The 12814-nt window shown below is 45.7% G+C and carries 11 protein-coding genes; 6 read left to right on the plus strand and 5 right to left on the minus strand.

The genetic code is table 11. The features are described 5' to 3' along the window. Window positions 1-109: 109 nt before the first annotated feature. Genes mobC through mobA form a run of 3 tightly spaced genes read right to left on the minus strand, consistent with a single transcriptional unit; the run spans window position 110 to window position 3825 of the window. Window positions 110-2134 carry a conjugal transfer protein MobC gene (mobC, locus tag BN161_RS18365; RefSeq protein WP_044269108.1) on the minus strand — a complete coding sequence of 675 codons (2025 nt, stop codon included), beginning with the start codon at window positions 2132-2134 and terminating at the stop codon, window positions 110-112. 36 nt (window positions 2135-2170) lie between these two features. Next, the gene (gene mobB / locus BN161_RS18370; RefSeq protein ID WP_044269110.1) at window positions 2171-3418 is read right to left on the minus strand and encodes a conjugal transfer protein MobB; all 1248 of its coding nucleotides are present in this window, start codon (window positions 3416-3418) and stop codon (window positions 2171-2173) included. Next, window positions 3403-3825: a conjugal transfer protein MobA gene (gene mobA, locus BN161_RS18375; RefSeq protein ID WP_044269208.1), complete on the minus strand. Its 423-nt coding sequence runs from the start codon at window positions 3823-3825 to the stop codon at window positions 3403-3405. The genes mobB and mobA overlap by 16 nt, the downstream gene beginning before the upstream one ends. 727 nt (window positions 3826-4552) lie before the next feature. Here mobA and BN161_RS18385 point away from each other — a divergent pair. The 3 genes from BN161_RS18385 to BN161_RS18395 are packed head-to-tail and all read left to right on the plus strand — an operon-like array spanning window position 4553 to window position 6458. Beyond that, window positions 4553-5347, plus strand: coding sequence for a ParA family protein (locus BN161_RS18385; protein WP_005802628.1), 795 nt, complete (start codon window positions 4553-4555; stop codon window positions 5345-5347). 8 nt (window positions 5348-5355) lie between these two features. Then, window positions 5356-5805, plus strand: a complete 450-nt coding sequence (locus tag BN161_RS18390; protein ID WP_004288745.1) for a DUF3408 domain-containing protein — start codon at window positions 5356-5358, stop codon at window positions 5803-5805. Then, on the plus strand, window positions 5793-6458 hold the full coding sequence (locus BN161_RS18395; RefSeq protein ID WP_005802631.1) for a DUF4122 domain-containing protein: 666 nt from the start codon (window positions 5793-5795) through the stop codon (window positions 6456-6458). Before BN161_RS18390 ends, BN161_RS18395 begins: the two co-directional genes overlap by 13 nt. A gap of 454 nt (window positions 6459-6912) precedes the next feature. On the opposite strand, the gene BN161_RS18400 is transcribed toward BN161_RS18395, so the two are convergent. Next, a complete protein-coding gene (locus BN161_RS18400; protein ID WP_036632174.1) occupies window positions 6913-8052 on the minus strand; it encodes an AbiH family protein in 1140 nt (379 codons plus the stop codon). 32 nt (window positions 8053-8084) lie between these two features. Then, a complete protein-coding gene (locus BN161_RS18405; protein WP_036632171.1) occupies window positions 8085-9095 on the minus strand; it encodes a hypothetical protein in 1011 nt (336 codons plus the stop codon). A 475-nt stretch (window positions 9096-9570) separates the two neighbouring features. On the opposite strand from BN161_RS18405, the gene BN161_RS18410 reads away from it, so the two are divergent. From BN161_RS18410 to BN161_RS18420, 3 genes are read left to right on the plus strand one after another with little or no spacing between them, the layout of a single operon-like run. Next, window positions 9571-9951: a DUF4134 domain-containing protein gene (locus BN161_RS18410; RefSeq protein WP_182015855.1), complete on the plus strand. Its 381-nt coding sequence runs from the start codon at window positions 9571-9573 to the stop codon at window positions 9949-9951. Between the two features lie 5 nt (window positions 9952-9956). Next, a complete protein-coding gene (locus BN161_RS18415) occupies window positions 9957-10286 on the plus strand; it encodes a DUF4133 domain-containing protein (RefSeq protein WP_004288754.1) in 330 nt (109 codons plus the stop codon). After that, entirely contained in the window at window positions 10283-12808 is a 2526-nt protein-coding gene (locus tag BN161_RS18420; RefSeq protein ID WP_044269122.1) for a TraG family conjugative transposon ATPase, read from the plus strand. The genes BN161_RS18415 and BN161_RS18420 overlap by 4 nt, the downstream gene beginning before the upstream one ends. Window positions 12809-12814: the final 6 nt, after the last annotated feature.

Genomic DNA, 12814 nt, shown 5'->3' on the forward strand with positions numbered 1-12814 from the left:
AATATCATTGTCATAAAGGAAGGTATACTAACATCTGAAAAGAAGAACAACAGTACTTAAAGGAGAATAATCTTTTCAGATGTTATGTTTATTTTGAATTAGACAGATTTTACTTGTGTGAGGTATCATCTTTTAACCCCAACCGTTCACATAACTCCGGATCATTTTTGATTCGGTTCATTTCCTCATTGATGATTGCCTGAGCATCCAATTTAATCTGGTCGTAGTTGCGCTGTATCTGCTGCATCATGATATCGTTTTCATCCTTGTCCTTAAATTCATTGATGACAGGGATTTTCCGGTAAGCCTTTTCCTCCGCGCCGACTTTGGCATGGTCCACAATGATTTCAGCATGGAATATTTTCTGGTCTATCTTTTCGCCAAAATTGTCGGAAACGGCTCCGACAAATGTACCCTGGGACAGGTTGGCAATCTTGGAAGCCGGGATGAGCGAGTCAAGTTGTGTGCTAATGGAGGTGGATACATCCTGACGGTTGATGGAGACAGACTGCCGCTGCTGGAGTACTTTGCCGAAACGTTCGGAAAGCGTCTTCGCGGTTTCTCCAACCACCTGACCGCTGAAAATATTGCCTACCGTGTTTTGGATGACCTTCGACTCTTTTTCACCGTAATCGCGGTTCAACTGGCTAAAATCCTGAAAGCCGAGACAGACCGCTACCTTGTTGCTTCGGGCGGTAGCGATGAGGTTGTCCAATCCACGGAAATAGATGGTCGGCAGCTCGTCAATGATGACAGTGCTCTTAAGCTGTCCTTTCTTGTTAATGAGTTTGACGATGCGGGAATTGTATAGTCCAAGTGCCGCCGAGTAGATGTTCTGCCTGTCCGGATTGTTACCCACGCAAAGCAGCTTGGGCTCTTTCGGGTTGTTTATATCCAACGAAAAATCATTACCTGTCATCACCCAATACAACTGTGGGGAAATCATGCGCGTAAGGGGAATTTTTGCCGAAGCGATCTGGCCCTGGAGCTGGTCCTGGGCGCCCCCTTTCCAGGCATCCATGAAGGGGGAAAGGTAGTTTTCCAGCTCCGGATACGAGGTCAGGATGGTAAACAAATCTGAATAAGGCTTGTTAAGCAGTTCCACCGCATGCGGAAAGGAACAATAAATACCGTTTTTGTAAATTTTTAGGTACCAGATGATTGCGGCAAGCAGAATGATGGGTGACTCCACAAAGAAATCCCCCTGCTTTTCAATCCAGGTGCGATTGAGGTTGAGCATTATCGTATAACTCGCCTCATACGCATCGGAGATATCCGTCATGAATTTCGGATTGATGGGATTGCAGCGGTGTGACCTGCGCGGATCGTCGAAATTGATGACATAGAACCGGGGCTTGACCTTGTACTTGTCCATGTTGTTCAACAACGTATTGTAAGCGATGGTGGAGAGGTCGTCGAACTTGTAATCGTAGATATAACAACTGTATCCTTTGGAAATCATCTGGCGTATGTAATTGTTTACCACGGCATACGACTTGCCCGATCCGGGCGTGCCAAGCACGATGGTGGCACGAAAGGGATTTACCACGTTGATCCATCCGTCATGCTGTTTTCCCTGAAAGCGGAAGCTGGTGGGCAGGTTGACGGAATACTCGTTCTCCAACAACCGGGTTTCCTGCTGGAAGGATTCATTTTCGATATTGAACACATCACCCATCAGATTATGCCTGTAAAGCCGGCTCATCCACAATCCCGCCATCAGTAGACCGAGGTAACCTGCGGTAAGTGTTACAACGTACAGTATGGTGCTTATCATGTGCGGCAGGGACAGGTCAAGCAGCCACCAGTTCAGAAAAAACAGCACGCATCCGGCTACCAGTGCCGCGTAGATTTTGGGGCAGGTGATTTTTTCACCTTTAACTCCATGTGTTCCTAGGCAGGATATTGCCAGTAAAGTCACTGCCAACAGCTTGGTCCAGAGAATACAGTTGAAAATACCCGTCGTATTGTTGAAGTTTACCAGAATCTTGTCTATGACCGCAAGATTCAGATGCCATGCGGTCATGCTCGGATAGCAGTACACATAGACGTGCACCACCAAAAGAAAAATACTCACAGCCCTGCCGAATTCCATTATCTTAGCGAGGGCCCTCAAATCGTCTTCCTGTTGCATAAGGATTGTATATAAATGGGTTGATACTTGTTTTGTCTAAATGCCACGCTTGCGTCCGGCCTTCTTCTTTTTCTTCATGCGGCGTGCAAAGGCTTCCTCCTCGTAATCCCGCGGATTGGTTTCCATAGAAAGAATGCCTGCCGCCAGTTCGAGCGTGCTAGAGGATTCGTGACGGTGATGCTGCCAAAGCTCTGTAGCGGAATGTCCACCCCGTTCCTTTTCGGGTATGTTTTCCAGCCATTTGAAATAGTCGTTGAACACATTGGCGGAAAACTCCTTGCCCATGCGTGAGCCGTTGAACACCTCCCGACGGTTGTGGTCAATAAAGGTGACACCATAGATACGTCCCCGCTCATTCTCGCGGAAAACCACATCAATACGCCTTTGCCCGAGCAGTTCCACAAACCGTTTCCGTGAATCCGCCTGCCGCAAGGCACGAACGATGTCCGCCTGTATGGAGGGTGCCCATTTCCCGTCCTTGAGGTCTTTCAGGTTCATCAGCATCCGCTTTTCCAACTGTTCATTTCCGAAGCGTTTCCCAAATCGGGAGCTCTTGAACGGCGGGCTGACCACCTTGCCGGTATCATCCGTGGCCGAATAGACAATACCGGTATATGGTGTACCGTTGTATTCTCCCCTGACCTGTTTCGCCTCGATGTTGAGCGTGGAAAGCAGCGCATTGTATTCCCCGAAGGTTTGGACACGGTAGCTTTCCAATACGGCTTTAAGGGTATTGCCTACCTGATGGCGGACATCCCCCAAGGAAGCGTCCACCTTCCTCAGCTCCGCTTTCGGATTCCGCCTTTCCGTGTCCGCTCCGTTGCGCAGGCCGAAATCCGTTTCCAGTTCCCGGCAGGCGGTCATGGAACGGCGGTGCTCGTAGGCATCGCTGATCTTTTTCCCCTGTCCGTCCACACAGACACTGACGATATGGATGTGGGCATTGTGGGTATCGGCATGTTTGTAGACAATGTATGGCTGGTTGCCATACCCCATCTTTTCCATATACCTTGCCGCCAGTTCTTCCAGCTGTGTGTGGCTCAGACGGTCTTCCGGTGCGGGGGAAAGGGAGATATGCAGGACGGGCTTCTCCGTGTTGCGGTTTGCCAGCAGGTAGTTCTCGAAAGAGAGTAACGCCAGGCGTATGTCCTCGCTTGGTAATCCAAGTCTGTCGGAAATCATACGGTTGCCCGAAAGAATCTCGGCGGTACCCGCCGCCACCTTGTCGTGGTTGTAGGCGAGTGCCCCGTAAAGGTTCATGCCATGACTTATTTTTGCAACCATTTCCGCTCGTATTCCTGGGTTAGCGCCATGACTTTTTTACAGACAAGCATCAGTTCGATGCTCAGTTTCTCCAGCCTGTAGAGCAATGCCATCGCCCGTTTCTCCCCGAAATTGTTCTTCAAGGCGCGGACGACCTGGTTGTAGTTGTTTCCGACAGCCTGAAACTGTTTGTGAAACTCGGTCAGTTTGATGTAATAGTCCATTGTAGCCTTGTCGATTCTCACGACTTTAATCTGTCCCGAAAAGATGGATTTCTTGATGAACAGCGTGCGGTCCCCGGCTCCCGAATCCGCCAGCAACTTTTCAAATCTTGTGTTCTCCTCGGCGTTCAGGCGGAAGCTGTACTTGCGGTCCGCCGGATCACTCTTGGGCTTTCTGCCCGTCCTTGTCCCTGTTGTTCTCTCCATGCACATGAGATTTTTGGTTTGTACTTTTTTCTCTTCCGGAATCCGCGACTTTGGAGCGGATTCCCCCGCCCCGGGAAGGGGCGGGCAAGTTGGTTCTTGTCGGACAAAAGACTTTTTGTCGGACAAGGACACAACTTGCTCTGTTCGCTTGAACAGAGAATCCTCCTTCGTCGGATTGCAGCGCGACGTTCACGGAACGCTGTGGTCCGACGAAGTCAGTTCTTTTCCATCGTCTGATTCCGATTTTGCAAAATTAGACAGTGATAACCGATTGGTAAACAGCGTTTGATATGACATTTGATGACATCTGATGACATCTGATGTCAGGTAGGGGAAATGTTGGTGGAAGTTTCAAAAATAGCCGCTACTTTTGGCACAGTGCATGAGGGCATACATTGAAACATTGTTCTGTAAGGGGTATTGCTTGCCTGCCACAGGTGGTGCATGATGTGAATGCGGCATCATCCCTATATGTGCAATGCCATATATGCTGCACGACAATTCTGCATGACGGAATACATTGCATCCGTGCAATGCAGTATGGGATACATTGAACCCCATATTGCATGAATGCAATGCACCTTATATGGCAATGCCCATCGGCAACCGGTATTACACTGGTGCAATATGGTATGCAATGTATTCATGCAAACCGGCAAACAATGCGTCATTGCCATATACCAACGGATGCATTGCCGTGTGATGAAACGAAAAAATCCGGACAGATATTAAACAAATTATACACTCTAAATTCAAGCCTATGAAGAAAGAACCTTTATTTGTCGCTTTGAGCAACCAAAAAGGCGGTGTGGGAAAATCCACGTTCACGGTATTGCTCGCCAGTTACTTCCATTACCTGAAGGGGTATAACGTACTGGTGGTGGATTGTGATTATCCACAGCACAGCATCAGTACCATGCGGAACTGGGAAGTGGGAAACATTGAAAAGAACGTGCATCTGCAAAACCAGCTGGTGGAACAGTTCGGAGCAAGCGGCAGGAAAGCCTACAGCATCCTGAACTCCACTCCGGAAGAAGCCCGGGAAACGGCCGGACGCTTTCTTGAAAAGTCGGAGCTAGATTATGACCTTGTCCTTTTTGACCTTCCGGGCACCGTAAATGTGCCAGGTGTATTCCAGTCCGTAATCAATATGGATTATGTATTCACCCCCATCACGCAGGAAAGAATGGCAATGCGGAGCAGTATGTCTTTTGTCCTTGCCATCCGGGAATACATGCACCGGCATAAGGATGTACCCTTGCGTGGTATCCATATGTTCTGGAACCGGATGGACAAACGTGTTTCCAAAGACCTGTATAACGGCTATACTGAAATTTTCCGTTCGCTGAAATTGCCGGTACTGGAAACCGTCATTCCCAGTGCAGAACGTTACAAAAAAGACTCCGGAATGAAAGGGCCTCTGTTCCGCAGCACTTTGTTCCCTCCATCTTCCTCCGCAATGAAAGGAAGCAGTCTGGACCTGCTGGCAGCGGAAATAGAAACCATACTGAAACTTCAATAAAAACAATTATGACCACTAAAAGAAGAACGGATTACCAAGTGGACGAGGAGGCATTGAAACGCATGATGGCAGGAGATGTGACCGCTTTGGAAAGAACGGTTCCTCCGGAAGAGGAGCCGGAAACAAAAAGTCAGGCTGGACCTTGTCCGGAGAAACAGGAGAAGAAAAGCGGTTCTTCCAGACAGCAAATAAAAAAAACACCGGATGGAGCGGCTGATTCAGATGAATACCGGAGCCGGTTTCTGAAAGTGAAACTATCGGGAGCAAGAAGGCAGACCTATATTAACGATACATTGTACAGGACTGTTGCCAAAGTATTGCCGGTCATTGCACCGGAAATGTCTGTCCCCATGTTTTTAGGGAGTGTACTGTCAGACCATCTGGAAAGGTATCAGCATATCATCAATGAAATATATAATCAAGAAGCAACTCAAAAGCCAATAGAATGGAAGAAATAGTTTATTTATCAATACGGTTCGGCTGTACCGCTTATCTGTTATATAAGGTATGGAAACAAAAAGAGAGAATAGGTAAAATCTGTGATCTGCTTTATACTCCCCGCAATCGGCCACAAGCAGAAAAAGACAACGGTGAACCGGGAAATGCACAGGATGTGATGGGAGCTACCCGATTTGTCTATCTGGACGAGAATGCCGGGAAGACCGTCGCTCCTTACATGAGCCAGCAACTGGAAACCGGAAGTGATTTTATCGGAGCGGATAAGGATATTCCGGAAGATGAAGTGGAATGCAAACTGCCTTTGGAGGAGATGAGAATGCTGAAAGAAGAACAGGAGGAACTGGACAGCCGCTCTCCCGAAACGGAAGCCATTGCTCCGATGGTTACTCCTGCTGACCTGCTCAATGTAGGCGACGTGCTGCTTAACCTGAATGGTGCCGGCTCGGACGAGAACAAATCATACAGGGCGGCCATGACACTGCATTCCATCCGGGAAACGGACATGTTTGAACTGTTCTCCTCCCAGGTGGAGAACAAGAAGCTGATTGAGGAACTGATGGGGAAGTATGTGGATAAGGAGGGGAATGCGTTGCCTTTGAAAAGAGAGAGGAAAGAAAGCAAACATGTTACTGACTGGAGGAATCTGGTCTGAAAGTAAATGCTATTATGCTACAAAAATTCCATATGCGTTAAATATTATATGTAGAATCTTTATTATGTGCCCCGACTTTGTCTTTTTTATAATCCATGAAAAAGGTTGAAGTTTGTCTTTTGGTAAGAGTAATAGGAAGAAACAAACTTAAAACATAGAAATCACGGGGACAACTCAGAAAATTGGATACTTCCTCACAGTTGCTTACGAATCAAAAGTAAAAGAATAAAATTATCCTAATTGGCTAACAGGAAAAACTATAGCTTAATTTATTAAGTAAAATTTCTCTGCAAGCCTATAAATTATAAAAAATAAGGAGCTGTTTACCAAGTCAGCTCCTTACTTTTTCCAATGGATGAAAATCCGTTTTTCCTACTTCCTTTTATACAATATTTTGTCGCACTTTATGTGCATAACAGATATCATAGAAATCACATTTAAATTTAGAGCTCTATTACATGATTTTGCATTGTTCCTTGTTCACAACTCTATCTCTAAACAACTTCATATTAGTAAAGTTTCTGGAAATATTTTGAACCAGTTCCAAATAATTATCGCTGCCATCTTCCCATTTATGATAAAACGGCTTTATAGAAACACAGTTTTCATGTTCAAAGACGGTATTTAGTAATGTTCGGTCTGAGTTTCCGCAAGAATGCCCCATTATCAAAACTTGAAAAGGTGCAGCTAAAAGAAACTCCAGCAAATCATGGTAATGTCTTGTTTCTAAATATTTAACGGATTTGACATTTCTAAGTAACTCATTGTCATTCATATCAAGAATAGACTGATAGCTTTTGTCAAGTTCATCCCCATAGCCAAAAATTATATTTTCAGGCTTTTCTAACTCACCATGAATATAATTGTGGGTAATATTGAAATTATTGTACATCTTAGCTGTTTTTGTATAGTTGAAACTCAACAACATGATACGTTTAGGGAGAAGTTTTTTGCGTTCTCCATTATTGTATTTAACTTCTGCAAAGCTAGATGTGTCAAATCCAATGTTATCCAAAGCTTTCTTTTTTCCTTCTGTTGAGAAATCAGCAGGGTCAAAGAAGTCAATTATTGCATTATGAAGGTCATCCCTTACATTGCCTGTTTGTATTGTATGGAGGTATTCAATTAATTTTTCTTGAAGAAATACTAATTGCTCATTTAACTCACCGATCGTATAATCACAATCCGGGTTATCCATTCCCGCTTTCAACAGTTGATAATAGTCGTTTTCAATATCCACCCATCCTTTGACCTCTATTGATTGCAGAATAGTTTTGAAAAATGGGCAACATTCAATAGAGAAAACATCCGGCTGATCCTTGATATACTGAATAACTTCACTACCTGAGTATCTTTCTTTACGATAGATGTCTTTAAAAAAACATGAGTGGGTGAAGACAAAAACATTCCAGCAATTAATATTTACATTATCTTTGATAACCAAACGACAAAGGCAATCTTCTGATACATTTGTAGTATTACCGGCAAAAGCATATACTCGTTGGTCCCAATACCAGTTGATGAAATCCACATAACTTGTTTTAAAGCCATGTGCCATGTCAAATCCGTTTCCTATGATAACAAGTCTATTCATCCGGTTGTAATGATAATGTTAGTGTTATTGACTTAAATTATAGAATAATCTCCTTGTTCTTCATTTACAAGAAGTGGTTTTAAAAGCGTTTCCACCGACTCAAAAGTATTTTGTTTTGAGAAGTGTATCTTTGGTTGTCCCCACCATCCTTTAATATATTGCTGGTATTGGTATTGCAAGGTACGGCGAGGTGCCTGCGCCAAACTGCTATTATAAAAGGAATCCACAATATCAGAATGGTAATTGGTCAATGAAAAGAAATACTGCCAAGTTTCTGATATTTCATTTGCGCTGAATCCGGGACGTTCTATTATCTCCACTGCATCCAATCTGTGAACACCATCATGTTTAGAGAACGCAGCTTTAAGTATTTCACTTGCCTCCTTATCAGAAGAAGGTGCGCTATACCCAAAGATTGTTACCTTACCTGCTTTCGATATATAGTACTTTGCAACGTTCCATTGGTCACGGATAAAGATGTCGCTGTTGTAATCCTTTTGTTCTACAGGATACAGCAAAGGAACAACGTTATACGGTTTGCCACACTTTCTGCAATAGTTTTGTATAAGACCAAAGGTCATGCAATCTTTACACACACCAGCTCCCACATTTCCATGCAAGAACAGAATTTCCGGTCTATTCCGGGTAATCTTTGCCACTCTGTTATATGCTTGGATAAGAAGACTATCCCAGTTGAAGGATACAATGCAGTCTTTTTCTGTGAGCGAAAGAATTAAAAGGTCGTAGATGGTTAAGAAGGATGGAAGCTGCACATTTGAAAAATATTCATAAAGTTTTTTTTCCATTGCTATCCGTGCATTTTTACACTCATCACCACGCCTAAACAGCTCACTATATATATCTTCAAGATTCCTGCTTTTCGTTTCTAGCATAAATCCTTTAAGGATTCCATCTAACCCGACCTGTTCAATGGCTTCATTCATCGTTGGGCAAGATTTTCCCATGACCGCTCTTGAAGCACCTGCTCCAACTATTACGACATGAGGGCGTTGGCAATATAAATCTTTAAGGTTTTTCTTCATACACTAACTGATTAAATATTTTGCCTGTAAGCACTTGTTACATTATGCTTTATTTTACGACCTTATATTTTGTTCGCTTTGTTTAAGCACCATAATTTCATTGTTCATACTTACTAAGTATGAAGGTGATTGTTCTCTGTCTGATTGTTCTTGAATATAAACAGATATATTACTTAAAAATACTTTATTCAAGGCGTGCTCTTTACATTACATGATGCACTGTTTTAACCTGTTTGCATTGGCCATAAAACTGCGTTTGATATGCAAATATAATGATTTTAATTCAATATCAATAATAGTCGTATTTGACAAGAAATCAACTTTATGGAATTTGCCGGCTTTTGTAATGGTAATTATATAATGGTACAGAAGTACAGAAAACTATGTAATAGTTTAAACAATCCATATTTGTACCAAAATTATCGTTTAAATATTATGCTTAAAGAGGACATCTGATGACATTTGATGACATCTGATGACACCTCTGAATCATAGCGCATTATCCTCATTTATCTTTGTTGTCGAATTCAAATTTATGTCTTACCCAAACGATTCGACAATGAAAAGAAGAATCCTTTTTTCTGTGATGTGTGCGGTCATCGCCGCAAACACCTTTGCGCAGGGCCAGGGCCTTGCGGGTATCAACGAGGCAACCAGCCTCATGACCTCGTATTTCGATCCCGCCACCAAACTATGCTATGCCATCGGTGCGGTGCTTGGTCTGGTAGGCGGTATCAAGACCTATGGCAAATTTTCCAGCGGAGATCCCGACACTTCGAAAACCGCCGCCAGCTGGTTCTTTGCCTGTATCTTTCTGATCGTAGCCGCCACCATCTTACGTTCCTTCTTCCTCTAAAGCCTATGGAATATCCGGTAAACAAAGGTGCCGGCAACCCCGTCGAGTTCAAAGGACTCAAGTCGCAATACCTGTTCGTCTTTGCCGGAGGGCTTGCGATGGTGCTCCTTATGGTAGTCTTTCTTTACCTGACGGGGGTGGACCAATGGATATGCTTATCCTTCGGAATCCTGTCCGGCAGCCTGTTGGTGTGGGTGATATTCCGTTTGAATGCCCGTTACGGTGAACACGGGCTGATGAAGCTGCTGGCTGAAAAACGGCATCCACGCTATCTGATTCACCGCAAGAGAGTTTTCAGATTATTCACAAGAAGAAGAAAAAAACAACAATCATGAGAAATGTATTAAAGGCGGAAACGCTGGAACGCAGATTCCCCCTGTTGTCGGTAGAAAACGGCTGTATCGTGAGCAAGGATGCCGACCTGACCGTGGCTTTCGAAGTGGAACTGCCCGAACTGTACACGGTAACGGCGGACGAGTATGAGGCAATGCACTCCTCCTGGATCAAAGCCGTGAAGGTATTGCCGGAACATAGTGTCGTCTGCAAACAGGACTGGTTTGTCAAGGAAACCTACCGTCCGAAGACCGATGACGGAGAACAGAGCTTCCTGACACGCAGCTATGAGCTGCATTTCAATGAAAGACCTTACCTGAATCACAAATGCTACCTGTTCCTGACGAAGACAACCCGCGAACGCAGCCGCCGGAAGAGTGACTTCAATACCCTTTGCCGGGGATTCCTGTTGCCCAAAGAGATAACCGACAAGGATGCTGCCGCCCGCTTTCTTGAGGCGGTGGAACAGTTCGAGCGTATTATGAATGATTCCGGACATATAAGGCTTCGCCGTCTGGAAACAGACGAAATCACTGGTACGAAGGAACGTCCCGGACTGGTGGAAAAATACTTTTCCCTCTCGCTGGAGGATGAGACCGCCGTATTGCAGGACATCTGCCTCAAGCCCGGCAGGATGCGCATCGGTGACAAACGCCTCTGCCTGCATACCCTTTCCGATACGGAAGACCTGCCCGGCAGACTTTCCACGGACATGCGCTACGAGAGGATGTCCACGGACCGCAGCGACTGCCGCCTCTCCTTTGCCGCACCCGTAGGACTGCTGCTGTCATGCAACCACATCTATTCGCAATACGTGTTCATCGACGACGCACAGGAAATCCTGCAGATGATGGAGAAAAACTCGCGCAATATGCTCTCGTTGTCAAAATACAGCCGGAGCAATGCCGTTAACCAGGAGTGGACGGAGATGTATCTTGATGAGGCACATACCAAAGGAGTGCTTCCCGTCAGATGCCACTGCAACGTCATCGCCTGGGCGGAGGATGCGGAAGAGTTCCGCCGCATCAGGAACGACACGGGCAGCCAGCTGGCCATGATGGAATGCACGCCAAGGTATAACACCATTGACACACCGGTCATCTATTGGGCGGGAATCCCCGGAAATGCAGGCGACTTTCCATCCGAAGAATCCTTTTATACCTTTCTGGAACAGGCCGTATGCCTCTTTGCCGGAGAGACCAATTACAGGAGCTCGCCCAGTCCGTTCGGCATCCGGCTGGCAGACCGCCAGAACGGGATACCGGTGCATGTGGATATTTCCGACCTGCCCATGAAAAAAGGCATCATTACCAACAGAAATAAGTTCATCCTCGGGCCTTCGGGCAGCGGAAAATCCTTTTTCACCAACCACCTTGTCCGCCAATACTACGAACAGGGAGCGCATATCCTGCTGGTGGACACTGGAAACAGTTACCAGGGGTTGTGCAGGATGATCCATGACCGTACCAACGGGAAGGACGGGATTTACATCACGTATGAAGAGGACAATCCGATATCCTTCAACCCGTTCTACACCGAATCCGGAAAATTCGATGTGGAGAAGCGTGACAGTATCAATACACTGATACTGACCTTGTGGAAACGGGAGGACGAGTCGCCGAAACGTTCGGAGGAGGTCGCTCTTTCCGGAGCAGTGAACGCCTATATCCGAAAGATTTCGGAGAACCGGAACATCAGACCGGACTTCAACGGTTTCTATGAGTTTGTCGCCGATGACTACAGAAGAATGATTGAAGAGAAAAAGGTGCGTGAGAAGGATTTTGACATTGACGGTTTTTTGAACGTTCTGGAACCGTTCTACCGGGGCGGAGACTATGACTTCCTGCTGAACTCCGACAAGGAACTGGACCTGACAGGCAAACGGTTCATCGTATTCGAACTGGACAATATCAGCAGCAACAAAGTGCTTCTTCCGGTGGTGACACTGATCATTATGGAAACTTTCATCGCCAAGATGCGCAGGCTCAAAGGTATCCGTAAGATGATATTGATAGAGGAATGCTGGAAAGCCCTGATGTCCGCCAATATGAGTGAATACATCAAGTACCTTTTTAAGACCGTCAGAAAATATTTCGGCGAGGCTGTGGTGGTGACACAGGAGGTGGACGACATCATCAGCTCCCCGATTGTGAAAGAGGCCATCATCAACAACTCTGACTGCAAGATACTGCTTGACCAGCGGAAATACATAAACAAGTTCGAGCACATCCAGCGGCTGCTCGGTCTGACCGAGAAAGAGAAAGGGCAGATTCTTTCCATCAACCAGGCGAACCATCCCGGGCGCTTCTACCGGGAAGTATGGATAGGGCTTGGAGGAACCTGCTCGGCAGTATATGCCACGGAAGTGAGCGAGGAAGAATACTTCACGTTCACGACCGAGGAGTCGGAGAAACTGGAAGTACAACGGATTGCCGGAGGGCCGGAGGGCAGTCTGGAAGGAGCCATCCGCCGTCTGGCGGAGAAAAAGCGAGAGGAACAGAAACAGGTATCAAACCCGAAATGAAAACGA

The organism is Bacteroides timonensis (genome assembly GCF_000513195.1).
Classification (GTDB): Bacteria; Bacteroidota; Bacteroidia; order Bacteroidales; family Bacteroidaceae; genus Bacteroides; species Bacteroides timonensis.